15 protein-coding genes are annotated in these 17,625 nt (G+C 28.5%); all 15 read right to left on the bottom strand.

Features of this window, described 5'->3' with window-relative positions; genetic code table 11:
* Position 1 precedes the first annotated feature (1 nt).
* The 15 genes from Q0050_RS14795 to Q0050_RS14725 all read right to left on the bottom strand — a co-directional run bounded on the left by Q0050_RS14795 (position 2) and on the right by Q0050_RS14725 (position 17,573).
* The gene (locus Q0050_RS14795; protein WP_298397578.1) at positions 2-985 is read right to left on the bottom strand and encodes a UDP-glucuronic acid decarboxylase family protein; all 984 of its coding nucleotides are present in this window, start codon (positions 983-985) and stop codon (positions 2-4) included.
* Positions 986-997: 12 nt separating this feature from the next.
* Positions 998-2,083, bottom strand: a complete 1,086-nt coding sequence (locus tag Q0050_RS14790) for an oligosaccharide repeat unit polymerase (protein ID WP_298397576.1) — start codon at positions 2,081-2,083, stop codon at positions 998-1,000.
* 166 nt (positions 2,084-2,249) lie between these two features.
* Complete coding sequence (locus tag Q0050_RS14785; protein WP_298397574.1) at positions 2,250-3,359, bottom strand: DUF1972 domain-containing protein; 1,110 nt, start codon at positions 3,357-3,359, stop codon at positions 2,250-2,252.
* A gap of 48 nt (positions 3,360-3,407) precedes the next feature.
* The gene (locus tag Q0050_RS14780; RefSeq protein WP_298397572.1) at positions 3,408-4,514 is read right to left on the bottom strand and encodes a glycosyltransferase family 1 protein; all 1,107 of its coding nucleotides are present in this window, start codon (positions 4,512-4,514) and stop codon (positions 3,408-3,410) included.
* 39 nt (positions 4,515-4,553) lie between these two features.
* On the bottom strand, positions 4,554-5,699 hold the full coding sequence (locus Q0050_RS14775; RefSeq protein ID WP_298397570.1) for an acyltransferase: 1,146 nt from the start codon (positions 5,697-5,699) through the stop codon (positions 4,554-4,556).
* Between the two features lie 3 nt (positions 5,700-5,702).
* Positions 5,703-6,959: an O-antigen ligase family protein gene (locus Q0050_RS14770; protein ID WP_298397568.1), complete on the bottom strand. Its 1,257-nt coding sequence runs from the start codon at positions 6,957-6,959 to the stop codon at positions 5,703-5,705.
* A gap of 36 nt (positions 6,960-6,995) precedes the next feature.
* Entirely contained in the window at positions 6,996-7,808 is an 813-nt protein-coding gene (locus Q0050_RS14765) for a glycosyltransferase family 2 protein (protein WP_298397566.1), read from the bottom strand.
* Positions 7,809-7,833: 25 nt separating this feature from the next.
* Positions 7,834-9,114, bottom strand: a complete 1,281-nt coding sequence (locus tag Q0050_RS14760) for a flippase (protein ID WP_298397565.1) — start codon at positions 9,112-9,114, stop codon at positions 7,834-7,836.
* A gap of 9 nt (positions 9,115-9,123) precedes the next feature.
* Positions 9,124-9,954 (bottom strand): hypothetical protein, encoded by an 831-nt coding sequence (locus Q0050_RS14755; protein ID WP_298397563.1) that lies wholly within the window; start codon positions 9,952-9,954, stop codon positions 9,124-9,126.
* Between the two features lie 50 nt (positions 9,955-10,004).
* On the bottom strand, positions 10,005-10,544 hold the full coding sequence (locus Q0050_RS14750; protein ID WP_298397561.1) for a hypothetical protein: 540 nt from the start codon (positions 10,542-10,544) through the stop codon (positions 10,005-10,007).
* An 81-nt stretch (positions 10,545-10,625) separates the two neighbouring features.
* Positions 10,626-11,369, bottom strand: coding sequence for a glycosyltransferase family 2 protein (locus tag Q0050_RS14745; protein ID WP_298397559.1), 744 nt, complete (start codon positions 11,367-11,369; stop codon positions 10,626-10,628).
* Complete coding sequence (locus Q0050_RS14740) at positions 11,369-12,430, bottom strand: NAD-dependent epimerase/dehydratase family protein (protein ID WP_298397557.1); 1,062 nt, start codon at positions 12,428-12,430, stop codon at positions 11,369-11,371. The genes Q0050_RS14745 and Q0050_RS14740 overlap by 1 nt, the downstream gene beginning before the upstream one ends.
* Position 12,431: 1 nt before the next feature.
* Positions 12,432-14,345 carry a hypothetical protein gene (locus Q0050_RS14735; protein ID WP_298397555.1) on the bottom strand — a complete coding sequence of 638 codons (1,914 nt, stop codon included), beginning with the start codon at positions 14,343-14,345 and terminating at the stop codon, positions 12,432-12,434.
* A gap of 3 nt (positions 14,346-14,348) precedes the next feature.
* Positions 14,349-15,410 carry an NAD-dependent epimerase/dehydratase family protein gene (locus tag Q0050_RS14730; RefSeq protein ID WP_298397553.1) on the bottom strand — a complete coding sequence of 354 codons (1,062 nt, stop codon included), beginning with the start codon at positions 15,408-15,410 and terminating at the stop codon, positions 14,349-14,351.
* A 60-nt stretch (positions 15,411-15,470) separates the two neighbouring features.
* A complete protein-coding gene (locus Q0050_RS14725) occupies positions 15,471-17,573 on the bottom strand; it encodes an OstA-like protein (RefSeq protein WP_367277178.1) in 2,103 nt (700 codons plus the stop codon).
* Positions 17,574-17,625: the final 52 nt, after the last annotated feature.

Here is a 17,625-nt window from a genome sequence, read left to right as displayed (position 1 = left end):
ATTAATGGATGTAACCTTTAAAATCTTTATGTTCTTCTTTTAAAAGTTCGTCTAACGAAAGAGATTTAAAATAATCATAGGTCAATTTCATTCCTTCGTCACGCTTAACTTTGGCTTCCCATCCAAGAAGTTCTTTTGCCTTGGTAGTATCAGGTTGGCGCTGCATTGGGTCATTAACTGGCAAAGGATGATAAACCACTTTTTGGTTGGTTCCTGTAAGTTTGATTATTTCTTCTGCAAAATCTTTAATTGTGATTTCATCAGGATTTCCAATATTTACAGGATAAACATAATCAGAATGTAACAATCTAAAAATTCCTTCCACTTGATCTGTAACATAACAAAAAGAACGTGTTTGACTACCATCTCCAAAAATAGTTAAATCCTCACCACGTAATGCTTGACCGATAAAAGCCGGAATAACACGACCGTCATTTAGTCGCATTCTTGGTCCATAAGTATTAAAAATTCTAACAATTCTTGTTTCTACGTTATGAAAAGTATGGTAAGCCATTGTTATGGATTCCTGAAAACGTTTGGCCTCATCATAAACTCCTCTTGGACCAATAGTGTTTACGTTTCCGTAATATTCTTCCGTTTGTGGATGAACCAAAGGATCGCCATAAATTTCAGAAGTTGATGCAATTAGAATTCTAGCTTTTTTAACACGAGCCAAACCTAACAAATTGTGTGTTCCTAAAGATCCAACTTTCAAGGTTTGAATAGGAATTTTTAAATAATCTATAGGTGATGCTGGCGAAGCAAAATGGAGAATATAATCTAAATTTCCAGGAATATGTACAAACTTAGTTACATCATGGTGATAAAATTCGAAATTTTCTAGCTTGAACAAATGCTCAATGTTTTTTAAATCTCCTGTAATCAAGTTATCCATTCCGATAACGAAATATCCTTCTTTGATAAAACGATCACAAAGATGTGACCCTAAAAATCCCGCCGCTCCTGTTATTAATATTCTTTTCATAGTTTGTTTTGGTTAACTTTTAGAATTAATTGAATCAACTCTAGCATTAAAAATGCAATACATTGTTACAAAAAAGACTATTCCTCTTTGTCGTGATAAAAATGACTCTGTCAAAAATAAACTTATCATTAGAACTGCAAAAGAAAAATGTATAAAATCTTTGTTATTAATTGCGTTTTTAATGTTTTTTGCCAAAATAAGCAGTAAAAGCGATAATCCGATTACTCCAAGTTCGGCGAAAAACTGAATATATTGATTGTGAAAATTAAATGATCCATAACCATTGTACAGATTATACTTTTTTTCTTTTTCAAGTAATTTTTTTTCCGAGGCATTTAAGCCAAATCCTTTGAGTAAAATCGGTTCTTCTTTTAACAGTTCAAAAAACATTCTTATTTGATAAACTCTGAATGCAGTTCCTGGAAAATAATCGTTTGGAGAAAAAGTTTCATTATTCCAAGCTTCATAAATACTGATATTGTGAACTCCGTTTTGCAAAGTTGCAGAAGTTTTTGAACTTAAATTATTTCTAAACTCTTCTTGAAATCGATTTCTAATCTTACCAAACGAAAGTCCGACTGCAATAACAACGATAAAAATCATTAGATTTCTTATTCTAATTTTGTTGGATGATTTAGTGTTGTACAAATAATATCCTAAAACTAAAATTATGAACACTAAAATTATATTTTTAGAAGAGAGTAAAATCAGAAAACCTACAAGCAAAAGCGACAGAAAAATATCAACTTTTGATTTCAACTCTTTTGTGAAAAAATAAAAAAATGCTACAGCAACAAAAACTGAAACGTGAATTGCATTTAACAATTTAGGCACCAATCCAAAATCATCATCGTTTTCTCCGTGATAGAAAAAAGCGCGTGTATCTTGGTTTATTGAGAATCTAATTATTGCTCTTGAAAGAAAAAAAACAACCAGAATTACCATTGAAAAGCTATAATATTTCAATAGTTTTTCTTTATCTGTTTTAGAAATTTGTACTTTCATAAACAGTAATGGAAGCAGTAAAAATCCAAGTTCTTTCGGAATAGATTTTAACGTTTGAGTTTTATCAATACTCCAAAAATAGGAAATTGACATTAATAAAAACACGAGTATTGGCAGTATAAGAACCCAATTTATTTGAAAATTAGTCTTTTTAAAATTTACTAAAACTGATAAAATTAAAAGTATTAAAACAGTATTATTTACAGCCAACGATAATGGAATAGTTGCTAATAAAAGTGCTATGAAAATAAAGGAACTATTATCGCTTTCTTGTTTTATGTTTTGAAAAACACTCTTCAAATAATTGTAAATATTGACCATTAATTTTCTTCCAATTAAACTCGTTAACTATGGCGTTGTAGTTGTTTTGAACACGTTGCAAGTTATCACTTTTTTTAACAGATTCTAAAATATTTTTCACCTCAGTAGGGTTAGAAAAGTAGATTCCGTTATCTTTTAAAATACCTTTATTAAAGTCATTATTGTGAGCAATAACAAGTGCCTGCGAAGCCATTGCTTCTAAAAGTGATGGATTTGTTCCTCCTACAGAATGTCCGTGGAAATATAATTTTGAAAAATAACGAAGATTGTTTAAATGTTCTAAATTATAAATTCCGCCTAGAAATCTAATGTTATCGTAATTTTTAAATTTGTTTTTTAAATAGTCACCATATTTTGTTTCGTGTTTTCCTATGACTAAAATTGGTGTTTTATCGATTGATTGAGCAACACCTTCTAGAACCATATCAAGGTTATTTTCAGGTTCAAAACGAGCCATAATCATATTGAAATTTTGCTTTTCAACATTATATTCTTTTAGAAAATCTTCGTTAGGTGAATTAAAAGGATAAGCTCCGTAAGCAATATAGGTCGACTCTTTATTGTATTTTTCTTTTAAAAACTTTTCAATTCCGATAGAGTCTGATACTAAATAATCACTTGAAATGGCTGCGAGTCTTTCGGCAAATTTTAAAAATTGTTGCACCGGTTTAGAATATTTAGTTCTTTTCCATTCCAAACCATCCATATTGGTGATGATTATTGGCTTTTTGGGTAAAAGAAAAAACCAAACAGAGTTGCTTGTATAACCTAATTGAAGAATTATATCAAAATTTCGTTTTCGAGAATCGATGATGCAATTGTAGTCGTAAATAAACTGTCCGAAAGTTCCAAATTTGTGCTCGGGATCATTTTGATGAATGATGTTTACTCCGTGAAATGTTTTTTCTTGAAATTTGTGGTTGTGCGAGTTGTAGCAATATACTTCGTGACCTTGCTCTACAAGATATACCGAAAAAAATTCGGCAAATTGTTCAAAACCTCCGTAATAATTAGGAATTCCACGTGTTCCGAGAATGGCTATTTTCATAGAGATTTAATTCATTTAGGAGTGCAAAAATAAATAAATTTGTTGGAATTAATTATTATTTGTCTCGTTTTCTGAAATAGCTATTTGAACTTGCTTTGCTGCCAAACTCCATTTATATTTTTTAAAAACCTTCTCTTTTTTTTCTTTAATATTAGTTTCTGATAAAGCTTTTTGAATTTTACTATTTAAATCAATTGTATCAAGAGGATTGAACAAGCAATCAGACATGAAATCAAAATCAGCCATAGCAGTTGTATTTGAGCAAACTGTTGGTGTTTCACAAGCTATTGATTCAAGAGGTGGTATTCCAAAACCTTCTGCAATTGATGGATAAATAGAAACTTCTGCAGCTCTATTTATTTGAACTAAATCATTAAAATCAATTTTGTTTAATTTAAAAATCTTACTTTTTATATCGTTTGATAAATCTAGATAATAGTTGTTATACTCTTTGTTTTGAATAGCTTCATCACCTAAAAACACTAAACTGTAGTTTTTGTAATATTGATTTTCAACAAAGACTTTAAGTAAAGAATGGTGGTTTTTTCTTGGTTCCCATCTACTTACGAATAGAAAATAATTTTTTATTCCAAATTTTTCTAAAACATATCGCTGAACTTCATCCTTTTTATAGGATTCAAAAAAAGATTCTTCGACAGCATTTGGTGTTATATAGATATTTTTAATTTTAAAATGATGTTCAATTCTTTGTTTGGAAAATTGAGAAACAGTTAAAACAACATCCGAATATTTTGCACTGAATTTGTATAAAAATTTCTTAGAAACTTTATATAACAAAGGAAAATAACTTGGATAATCTAAAAATAAAACATCGTGTAAAGTAACAATATACTTGCAATTTTTTATTGGCGGAACAATATATTGAAAATGTGCGTAATCAATTTTGTGTTTTTTAATTATTTGTGGCAGCTCAATTAAAAGACGATAAAATTTGTTTTTTGACTTGTAGTTTATGTACTTGATATTTTCTTGTTTACCGAAAATTTCTTCAAGATTGTATTTGTGCGAAACAAAATAAAAAGTCTTTGTCTTATCTTTAATTAATTCAAGGTATATCCCTTTTAAATAGGTTGTTGTGCCTTGAAGTGATTGATCAAAAACGTGGCAATCGACAAGAATATTTACTGTTTTCATAAAGTTAAAAATACGATTTAAGTGCAAAAATACTATAGATTAAATTTTAATTTTCTTAGATAAATCCATAAAAGGTTTCTCTATAAATCTATATCCTAAAAAGCTTGCAACAACAACTATTGGTGTAATAGAAAAAATAATTAAACAGTATTGAGATTCTGATAACTGTTTAGCTTTATCTATTCCAAATCCGAAATAAAATGTGGTGAATAGTATTATTCCATGCAGCAAATAAGTACTGTAGCATATCTCACCCAAAAATTTGAGGACAGAATTTCTTAATAATCCAAACATAGAATTTCCTAAGGCAATGATGGTAAAAATAATTGATATTAATAGTTTGCACAAAATACTTTCAGATGTTCTAAAAAACAGAATAGACGACGCACACACAAGAACCACAATGCTTAGTAATAGCGTATTTGCATTCTTTTTAAAAGAAGTGTACTTTATTACTATCGGCGCAATAGCACCACCAATAAATGAACTTATGTGATGCATTTCTAAACCATGAACTAAAATAAAAAGAGCAACAAAACCAAAGCTAATTATTAAATATATTTTAGCTGGTTTTATTTTTAATATAAGTAGCGAAATTAATGGCAGTGCAAAATAGAATAACCACTCAAATGGTAACGACCAATTTACATTCGCATTTATAATAACGGTCAAAGGATTATCATTTATAAATTTGGTTGTAGTAATTGTAAAGGCTAACCAGTGAAAAATTGATATAAAAAAATCAGATATACCAACGTTAATTTTCCAGTTGCTGATTATCATGATAAAAAAAATCATTAGTAACAGTGAAAAAAAATACATTGGTGCCAATCTAAAAATTCTTGAAATAAAAAATCTATTCCAATTATATGGTTTATCAATAGTATCTAAAAGCTTTGTAACAAATAAAAAACTTGTAATCATAAAAAACAAAGCTACACTTGTTTGTCCAAACTGGTTGTATAAATTTGAATTAGGTTCTTTCCAAACTCCATCATTTATATATTGATACCAAATATTAGCGTGGTGAATAAACACACCTAGTGCAAGAAAGCCTCTTAATCCATCAATATTTTCATATCGTCCAGAAGTAGCAACCATCTTAAATTTCAAATTGATACTATATGCCGTTGCGAAAGCTATTGCAAATATTATAATTGAAAATAATGGATTGGACGGATTCATATGCTATACTGGTTTAGAAATTAAATTAACATAATTCTTTTCTGAAGATGCCAATGCGCCTCCAAGTATGAAAATAACTATATCGCCAAAATTATATATTCCAGTAATGGTTAAGGTCGAAAAAAAGAAGAACAATCCAATGGATGAAATAAGAATATTATTTAATGTTCTTGTTTTATAGGCATATTTATATAATCTAAAAAGAAATATTAAGTACAAAATCATTCCAAGAATTCCCGTTTTATATAAAATATAAGGATAGCCATTATGAAGTTCTGAAATGAATTTCATTCCCTTACTTTTTGGACCACTCAATGGAGCAAAGAATTTTAAATTAACTAAAGAACCGTGACCACAACCAAAAACGTAGCTACTTGGATTATTATTCATTAATTCAAATGCTTGTTTGGCTTCATATCCTCGCCAATGATCCCATAAATCTTTATGGTTTTCTCTGTCGACTTTTGTTTTCAAAATTTCGCTTGGTGCGATTTTTATTTTAAACAATAAAGTTTCTAATCCTGGTTTATTTCTTTCAATCTTAATTGAAAATAAAAAGACATAAAATAATGCTACAAAAACAAGTAATGAAACAATAACTTTAATGCTTTTGGCAGTTATTAGAGTATATCCTTTTATCGAAAAAAATAAGATTATTGCTGTAACTATCATTGTTCTTGAAAAATACAAAACACAAGAAAAGAGTAGAAAAAATAAAGCAAGTCTGTAGTTTAATGCAGAATCAAATAAATTTTTTTGTTCAAATTTTTTGTAGTAGAACAATAGGAATAGTGAAAATAATTCTAAAAAACTATCTTTATTAAAATCTCTAATATCATTTATAGAACCTGAAAAAATATCTCCTGAAATAAAGAGCACTGAAAAGTGAATGGTTGCTGAAATTAAGCCACAAATGACAATTGTTTTTACGAAAAGTTTAAAATCGTCTATTTTCTTAAAAAAGAGATACCCAATTAGCAATCCTAATATGGGTTTTATAGAATGAAAAATATCTTTTAATGCATTAAAAAAACTAAATCTATGGATTAAAAAACCCAAAAAACCCATCAAAAAAAGGATAACAATTGGTAGAATAATTTTTAAAGATGCTCTGGTAAAAAAAACTCTTTCTTGTAAAAAGAAAAAAGCTAAAACACCTACTTGCAATAAAATATTAGTTCTGAATGAAGGAAGAAATATTTGTAAAAGCAGAACGGCTGCAAAAATAAAATTGTAAAATTTTGATTTATTAATTTTCATTCAAGGGTTCCAATTTATTTTTCAAAAATAATGGAATTAATCTAGTTTAAGTAGGCTTTTGACTTTTTTTACAACTTTATTTACTTGCAATGCTGCAGTAACTATTAATTTGTTAATTCCATTAAAATGTTTTGAAATATAAATTTCGTATCCTTTAACCAATAATGGATTTTTAGAGGTATTAAAGCCAACGAAATGGATGTAGTTAAAATTGGGTAAAAAAACTCTTTTTAGACCAATACCAGCGATTCGTTTACAAAAATCAACATCTTCAACATAAAGAAAATACGCTTCATCAAAACCATTTATCTTTTGATAAGTTTCTTTTTTCAACATTAAAAAAGAACCACTCAGCCAATCAACGTAATAATCATGTTTTGAAAAAACGCCCGACTTAAATTCGTCATTAATTTCTAGCAGTTTTTTCATTTGAAACATATTCGAAGCATTTGGAAATACTCCAGCAACAGGAAGGTATTCCTTTTTACCATTCAGCATATTTATACCTACAGCTCCAATGGTTTCATCTTCTTTAAGATAATCAAGAACTGGTTTAAGATTATCTAGTACAATTGTATCGTTATTAATCAAAAGTAGATAATGACCTTGAGCTATTTTTACTGCTTCATTATTTCCTTTTCCAAAACCATAATTTATTTTAGAATCAATAAGCCTTACGTTGGGATAATTAACTCTTATATAATTGCAGCTTTCGTCTTTTGAATTATTGTCAATGATAATAATTTCACTAGAAATTCCTTTTAATTTATCATCTAATGAATCTAAACAATCTTTTAGATAAATTAATCCGTTATAATTCACAATAATTACCGAAAGTTCTGGTTGCATTTGTTGCTATTTAAGAATCACAAAATTACATAAAAGTATAGAAACCGAGCTTTCTTTTAATGATAATGACAAAAATGCTGTTTACAAAAATATTGGTAATCAAACTTGAAGTAGCAGCACCTTCTATACCATAATTTGGAATTAAGTATAAATTTAGAACAACGTTTAAAATAAATCCGATAAAAAAAATATTTTTCACGATATTTTGATTATCCGTCATGTTTAAAATTTGGTCAACATTACCTGTCATCGCATTAAAAAGCGCACCTAATGTAATCAATATTAATGTTGTACTACCAACCTCGAATCCTTCGCCAAATAACTGCAATATAGATTTACTAAAAAATATTAATATTAAAGCTGCAGGAATCGTTAAAATTATCACTATTTGAGTGGATCGATTTACTACTTTTTTTAATTCTAAATGGTCTTTTTGATGAAATAATTCAGATATCTTGGGCATAATAACAACATTCATCGACACCACAAAAAATAAGGCAAGATAACCTACTTTGAATGCTGCATTATAAATTCCTATATTAGAAGATGTTTCTAATTTTCCAAGCATTAATATGTCGGTCCAATTTAGTAAGATTAAAAATATTCCACTAACCATCATTGGGAATGATTTTTTTATAATTGCTCTAGTTGACAATATGGGATAAATGGCTTTCTTTCCAGAAAAAACATTTATAAAACCAATTAAAACAGAAATTAAATAAGCCAATGTGTAGCACGCTAGCACTAAACTAGTTGGCAACTTAAAATAAAAAACAATGACTAAAAATATCAAAAACAGAACATTAGGAAAAATAAATGTTATTAGCGAATAGAACAATGTCTTTTTGATTGAAACGAAATAATAACATAGTAATTCGTGTAAAATCATAAAAGGAATACTGGCAGAAATTATTAAGAAATAATCTGTTAATTCTGCTTTATTAAACACAAATTCAGCTAAAAATTGGGCGCCAAAAAAAAACACAATTACAGGAAGAATTGATAATACCAATACAATTTTAGAAACTTTAAACAACAAGCCTTTTGCTTTTTCATTGTTTTCAAAGCCTCCAGTAAATGATATAAAAGCATATGGCGTGCCGATAGCGAAAACCATTACTACAATTTGAAGAACCGTTAATGTCAGCGAATAGTTTCCAAAAATATCTTTTCCAAAAAAATTAGTTATATAAGACATTGTTATAAAACTTAATGCCATAGCGATCATTCTAAAAAGAAATGTAATTCCACCTCTTTTTAAAATGTCATTGATGATTTTTTTATCAAGAAATATTTTTTTAAGCATTTTTTATATTTAAATCTCTTTTTTTAATTGAGTAATTAACTCTAAATGGTCAAAGAAAGGAGATAAAGTTTGGGTATGCATATGCGATGTCAAGGTTGGAATTGGTGAGACACAGAGCATTTTTTTAAAGAAAAAAGATTTTCCGTATAATGTTGTACTTAAATACCTATCATTAGCCCTGAAAGAGGATTTTACTAATATTCGTCTTTTGTCTTTAACATCTTTCACCTGCATTAAAAAAGTAAAAGTAGTGTCGGAAATTTGTCTCCAATGTGAATTGCTGGTATGGAAGATAAAATTTTTCTCAGAATACTGTTCTTCATAACGATCTGGGTAATCACAAGGATGAATTACTAATCCTGGTTTAGAAAAAAATCTTGGAATAGACAAAAGAGTTAGATGCCTTTTTCTTAGTAATTGTTTCCATTTTATTGTACCGGGATAAATAGTTTCTTTTTCCTTAATTAGCGCAACAATTTTTTCAAAACTATTGGGTTTGTGTAAATAATCGTCTTCACAAAAATATACCCAATCGGTATCGTTAAATTGTTGTGCTATTTTAATAGTCTCTCTAATTGATTTATCGTTACCAAAAATTCCTTCTTGAAGTTCGATATCAAATTTAGCAAAGAAATCTTTCATTTCTTGCGACAGATTATCACCAAGAACTATTATTTTGTAATTATATCCTTGAAGAGCATTCCATAAACTTTTAAAACAAATTTTAATCATTGTTTTTTTGTCTAAGTCAAATGGTCTTGGCGCATTATTAACAGCGTTAACAATATCGCAACTTCTAAAAATAACAACGATAAAAGGATTTTCTTCTTTAATTTTCATTTGCCTTTAACAAAAAAAGCTACCTTTTAATTGGTAACTTTTTATTTAAATTATTTTTTTGTCAACATCTTCTCCAGTGCTGGAGATAGCGGTTCTAATGCATAAAGTATAGGATCATAATCCTTTTTATCTTTAGATGGAATTAGTGTTGAATTAGGAAAATCTAGAGTAAAAAACTGATTGGGAGAATAATATTGAAAAAAAGCATTGCCTTTTAAGTCAAGTTTTTTATCAAAATAAGTATAAACAAAACGATTTACTTTTAATTCTCCTTGTTTTGGATTTCTACCGATATCAATTCGGATATAATTAATAGCTTTATCTTCTGGTATTTCAAAAAGTATTTTTTGGCTAGTTGAGCTTCCTTTTACTTCTGCTTTTACTGAATTTTCTTCTGTACAATTAGGTAGGCCGTCTTCTGTGTAATAAATTTGAAAAGTATCATCTTCAGGTACAATCATGTCTAGTTCTAGGGTAACCTTACTTTTTTCTATTTTAGTTTCTACAACTTTTAAATCATCAACTGATTTGTCGTTTTTACAACTAATTAGTGACAAACTAATTAATAAAAATGCAATTTGTGCTTTCATTTTTTAAAGTTTTTGGCAAATATAACGATTTTTATAAATATCTATTATTTGGATTTATAAAAACAAATTATTTAAAATTATTTATTTGTTGTTAGCTTTTTTAAAATCTCCTCTTGAAAAATACTTTTCTACAAAGCAATAAACTAAAATAAAGAAATAACGACTTCCCATTTCTTTAATTTTTAATTTAGACTCGCCATACTTTCTGTTAGTCCATGAATTTGGAACTACCGTGTAAGAGAATCCTCTTATAATAGCTTTCAATGGCAATTCAATTGTGAGATTAAAATGTGGAGAAAGTATTGGTTTTATGCCATCAATTACTTCTCTTTTATATAATTTGAAAGCGTTTGTTGTATCGTTATACTTGATTCTCATTACTGTTCTAATAATGAAATTTGCTACTCGATTTATGATTTTTTTTACCCAAGGATAATCTACTACTTTCCCACCTTTAATAAATCGACTTCCAAATACACAGTCATAATTTCCTTCAACCATTGTGGTATAATAACGAATTAAATCGTAGGGTGAATCGGATAAATCTGCCATCATTACCGCAACACAATCACCTGAAAATCGTTCTAAACCATAACGCACCGCATATCCAAAACCATTAGGTCCAAAATTAGTTTCATATTTCAACGAAGGATATTTTTGTGCTAAAGTTTCAAGCACTTTTAGTGTACCATCTTTTGAATTGTCATTAACAATAAAAATTTCGTGATCTATATTGACTTTGGAAAATGCTTCTTCAATTTGATCAATCGTTTCAGTAATTGATTCTTCTTCGTTATAGGCTGGAATTACGATACTTAACTTCATTAATTTTTTTCAATTGTTGCTATATATATTTGAGATAGAATGTCATTAATATTATACTTCCATGTCCATTCTGGGTAGTGTTCTTTAAATTTAGAAACATCGCTAATCCACCAAATATGATCACCCACTCGGTTTACTTCTGTATATTCGTAGTTCATTGGTTTGCCAGTAATTTGTTCACACATAGCTATTGCTTCTGCCATCGAGCAATTAGAATGCCTTCCGCCACCAGCATTATAAACCTCACCTTGTCGCGGATTTTGATAAAAATGCCAAAACATATTTACTAAATCCCAACTATGAATATTATCACGAACTTGTTTTCCTTGGTACCCAAATACAGTATATTTATCTCCAGTAATTGCACATTTCATTAAATAAGAAAGAAAACCGTGAAGCTGAGTACCTGAATGATTCGGTCCTGTTAAACATCCGCCACGAAAAACACCTGTATTCATTCCAAAATATTTTCCATATTCTTGTACTAAGATATCAGCAGCAACCTTTGACGCACCGAATAAAGAATGTTTAGTTTGATCAATACTCATATTTTCATCGATTCCATTTTTAAAATATGGATGCGATTCATCAATTTCCCAACGATTATCTAACTCAACTAAAGGTAAATAATTTGGAGTATCACCATAAACTTTGTTGGTTGATGTAAAAATAAAAGTGGCTTTAGGCGCATATAAACGTGTCATTTCTAACATGTTTAATGTTCCATTTGCATTTACGGTAAAATCGGTTAATGGTTCACGTGCAGCCCAATCGTGACTTGGTTGCGCCGCAGTATGAACAATTAATTTTATGTCTGAATTATACTTTGAAAACAAATTTTCAAGTTCTTGAACATTTCTAATATCAATAGCGTGGTGTTCAAAATTAGCTACTTCGCTTACTAATTTTTGAGTATTCCATTGGGTTGACGCATTAGCACCAAAAAACACTTCGCGCATATTGTTATCAATTCCAATGATTTTATCAAATTTATCAGCAAAAAAAGCAACCGATTCGCTACCTATCAAACCTGATGAGCCGGTAATTATACAAATGTTCATATTATTGTGTTATTTTATATTCTGTAATTTTAATTTTATCTTCAAAATAATTTGAAGAAACTGGAACAAATTGGTATTCTTTTATTAAAAAATCGGGATCAATGTTTTTGTCAAAATAGCTATCAAAAATATCGTTTGTAGTTTTGAAATAGGTTTCAGAAAAAATACCTGATTTTAAAAGAGAATTTGATGTTTTATGATCAATTATTTTGTTGTTTTTAGTTTTTATTTTTATGTTGACTTCGGGAGCATTGGCTAAAATAGAGTATAATTTGCCAGATAACGTATTATATAGTTCAACTTCATAAAACACATTTTTCTTGGGTGCAATTCCTGAATTAATTACTATGGCGTATTGATCAATTAATTCCAATTTTATTGGCTTGAAATTTGAATTTTGTTCAAACAAAATTAATTCCTTATTTGAGAATTTAAATTTTTCAACTGGATGATAATTCAGTTGTATTGCTAAGTTAACCTTTGATTCGTCAAATAATGGATATCTGTTATCTATTGTTTCGTAATCATAAATAATGTATTTGGGTGCATCCTTCGAATTATAAAAATCAAAATTTAAATTTTCAAGTTCTTTTGTATAAGCAGAATAGGATTGAATTATTGGCCTAGGAGCATAATTCAAATCATTTTCTAAAAGCATCATTATATCCCAAGGGTAAACATCTACTGATTGCTTTCCTATCTCATTCAGTACAGATGCTGGTAGACTATTAGAATTTGGAAATAAAGTTGTTGCAAAATCATAGTTAGAATTATTCAATCCGTTAAAATATTCTTTTTTAGAAAGCGAAAGTGAGTTAACGTTTGACATTACATCAGTTGAACTAAAAAAAACAGGAAGTGTGATTAACGGAATCAATAATATATTAGAAATCTCTTTTAGTTTATTATCAAACATACTGCCGGTGCAAAATATTAAAAAAGTAGCATACATAAAAAAACCATTCATATGACCAATATCTGCTCTAACAAAAGCTTGCTTGTACAAAACAAAAATTGCAATTGAAAAAATTGCCATCAGGATCAAATTTTTGATATTGATTCTTATATTTTTTTCCCTAAATAATTTCCAAATAAAATAAACAATTATTATCGAAACAAAAATCAAAACTTTCTCTAATTCATTAGAAAAACTTTCAGCTCTCATATACATTGTTTCATTATATCCTGAGACCATTTCTGATCCATAATATATGTATTTTAATAATTCTACATTTAAATAAAAAGACGAAACAACGACTAAAATAATTGGAATTATTATTAACACTATTGCTTTTTTAAAATTTATTTTTTTATCAAACAACATTAAAAAAATAGCTAAATAGTAAATTAAAAATGAAATTAATCCGGTATTAAATTTTGTGTAAAATAATATTAATAGAATAATAAATTGCATTAAAAATGACAACTTACTTGGCGATTCAATACTTTTAAAAATCCAAAAAATAAGAATAAAAAAATAAACAACTGCATAGGAACCTCCAAGGTTTGGTGGGAAAAGTATAAGGAATGATATAATACTTAAAACAACAAAAATTTTATTCTTTGCGGCCTTTAAACTGAAAAAAGTTATTAGAAAAATATTTATAAAATAAAATAAATCATATAAAATAAAAGCTATTTTAGATTCTCCCCAAGTTATTCTAATTGCCAGCGGTGCCAAAGGTCCAAAAGTAAAAACAAACTCTTTACCCCAAATAAGATTATGAAAATTTGCATAATTCTGAGCAACAGCCCAAGAGATATCTAAAGATGAAGATAAATGAGTTGAAATATCAAGTGGCATAACTTTCATTTCGAAACTATTAGGAAATAAAAGTGTTGCTACAAGAAGCGATAAAATGATATAAATAAAAACAGAACTATTATTTAAAAATGCTTTTTTAATTGTTTCCATTTTCTATTTCAATATTGTTTCTAATTGTTTTTCGTTTTCTTTAATCCAATTATAAATATCTTGAAATGTTGTTTCAACCGATTTTTTTGGTTTCCAGCCAATTTCAGACTCAATTTTAGAATTATCTGTTACAAAAATTCTTAAATCGGCAGTTCGTGTTTCGGGAATTTCATCAATTTGAATTGAGTTTCCAGATATTTTTTCGCAAATAACGGTCATTTCTTTTAATGAAGCACTATTTTCTAATCCACCACCAACGTTGTAGGTTTTACCTTCAAATTTTTCTATATTATGGATTTGTAAATCTACTAAATCTACTAAATCATCAACGTGCAAAATATCACGAACTTGTTTTCCTGTTCCGCCATATCCAATATATTTCAATGATTGATTCCAATAATGTTTTGCCATCCAGAGAGTTACAACTCCTTGATCGGTTTTGCCCATTTGTCTTGGACCAGCAATAACGCCAAATCTTGTAATAGAGGCTTTTAAACCATAAAAAGCAGCATATTCTTGAATAAATAATTCTGAAGAAAGTTTTGTTGTGCCATAAAAAGAACGTGCACCTTCTAACGATAATTTTTCGGAAATTCCTTTTGGAGAAATTCCATCACTTTTTTGATTTTCATTAAATACAAATCGAGTATCGTTTTCAGTAAAAGCTGCTTCTTCAATTACTTCAATCGGATAAACTCTACTTGTAGAAAGAAAAATAAGTTTGGCTTTGTATTTTACGCATGCGTTGAAACAATTTATTGAACCATAAAGATTGTTATTAATAACATAAGTCGGATCAGAATCTAAACCCGCTGTAACCGATGGTTCAGCTGATGCCTCAATTAAAACATCAAAATTTCCAATGGCAAGGATATCTTCATTGTTACGGATATCTCCGTGTATAAAGGCTATCCCTTGTTTTTGAAAATCAATTAAATTTAATTCAGAACCTCTTCGCTTTAAATTATCAAAAGCGACGATTTCATAACTCGGATATTTTTTTTTAAGTTGAATACAAAGTGTTGAACCAACAAATCCTGCTCCACCTGTTATAACTATTTTCATTACTTTCTAAATTTAATTTTTTCTCAAAAAATGCTATTTCGACTGCTAACTTTACCTTAATTATTTTTTTAAAATTTTTAAAGCTTTCACTAACTTCAAACTGCAATTTAAATTAGGGTCAATTTTTTTTGACTTATCCTTGCTTTTATGAATAAAAGTTTGATTTCTTTCATTATAAAACAAATCATTATTTATAACAAAATAGTCTAATATTTCTTTTCTAGAAATATTGATTTTCTTGTCATTTTTTTCAATTGTAATACTTTTTATATTGATTTCTTTTTGATTAGGATTTTCTCCTAAGTCAAGCCTTAAATTGGTAATACTTAAATTTTCTGGCAGATAAAATATAACCTTTTGTTCGGCAGTATTTCCTACGATATTGATTTTTTCCGAATTTCCTTCTGAAAAATTAAATGTATTGTCATTAGTATAAAATAATTGAAACTGATCATCATTTTGAACAACAAGATCTAAAGTTATTTTATTATTTGTATTAGAATAATTTGGTTTAAAATTGGTGTCTAAAACATAATCTAAAACCTTATATTTAGCGAGTTCTTCGCTTTCTTTATTTAATATTTCGTTTACATTTGAATTTTCTTTTTTATACTTCTCCCTACTCTCTTCAACAATCTTTTTGTCTAACTCCACCTCATCTTCTGGAAAAATATCTTCTTTTGTTTTAATTCGTTCATCGCCTCGCCACACAAATCCGCGAAGTTTTCGTGTGTTTTCCGGTAAATCTTTTTCGGGATAAATGTCGCCATCAACTTCTTTAAAAAAAGTAATGGTGTTTACCACATTATCCTCCATTGTCATGTTAATGCTACTGCTTTTGTTTTTGTTGATTCCGATGAGCTCTTGTTTGTCATTTCGCATGAAATAAATGACTTCGGTATTTTTTACAACATCAACTTCATAAAGTTTACTGTCTCTAAATTTGCCATATAAATTCAACCCTTTTACTTGATTATAGCCAGTTCCAATAGTGTCTTTGGATATTATAAAAGCGTTATTTAAAACTTTTAAGGAATCGAGTTTTTCGGTTTTATTATTACCTATCAAATGCATAACATCACCAGTAAGTTGGTTTTCAAAGTTCCAAAGAATTGGTTTGTTAATCAATTGTGTTAAACCTCTTTTTTGATCGGAATGAATGGAATCACATTTGCCGCTTAAATCGGTTTTAAAAAATCGTACATTTTTTTGTCCTCTTACAATTCTTTCTCCTGTCTTTCCTGTTAAAAATAATTTTTTAGCGTGAACAAACATTGAATCGTTTTCTACCTTATATCGAATTGAGGCGTGTTTGGTCATATAAACAGAATCCTTTTGTTTAAAAACTTCGCCATAGTGACCTTTGATGATGGCTTTATTTATGGAATCTGTAATTTTAACATTATTAGTTCCAGAGGCATATTCGATTTTTCTATCATAATACAAACTATCACCTTCGATTAATCGATCCTTGTACTTTATATATGACTTTTGCAAAAAATAACCCGTATTGTTCTTGCTGTTATAGTGTCCGTTTTCGGTGTAGATAAATGTTTCTTTACTAACAATTGTCGATGGTCCTTTTAAGTCAGAATTACCCTGGGTTGTTTTATAGTCTAAATGATTTGTCTTTATAGTATATTCTGGATTTTTTAACTCTACTGCAGATAAAAATTGGTATTTTTTTTCTTTTAAATAATAACGTCCTGCCTTGCTTTTTAACGTATTGTTTTTATTCACAATAGTTCCATTAGAATTAAAATAAGCTTCTTGAGTATTTCTATCAAAATGAATGGTATCCGTTGTCATTGTTGACTCTGGCGAAGTCATTACTACGTTTCCAGAGGCAAATGCTTTTTTAATATTTCCGTTATATTCAGCATATTTGCTGTTTAGGTAAAGTGTGTCACCTTGCACCATTTGAACATCACCAAAAGCTTTGATATAATTTTCTTTTTGATAATAGTAAGCTTTGTTGCAGGTCATTGTCGCACCATCGTGTCTAAGCCTAACATTTCCGGTTAAAAGTACCGCATCAGGTATTTCAAACTGATTAATATCTGAAAAATCGGAGTTTTCTATAACAATCGTGCTTGCTTTTTGAGCAAAGGCAGTTATTATATTTATAAAAAGTAAACCCAGTACTATTAATTTCGTTCTCAAAAGTGATAATTTTTTTGGTAAAATTATATTTAATCATTTGATAATGTCATAA

This window comes from Flavobacterium sp., assembly GCF_027483985.1.
Taxonomy (GTDB): domain Bacteria; phylum Bacteroidota; class Bacteroidia; order Flavobacteriales; family Flavobacteriaceae; genus Flavobacterium.
This window is presented reverse-complemented; position numbering and strand designations above follow the sequence as displayed.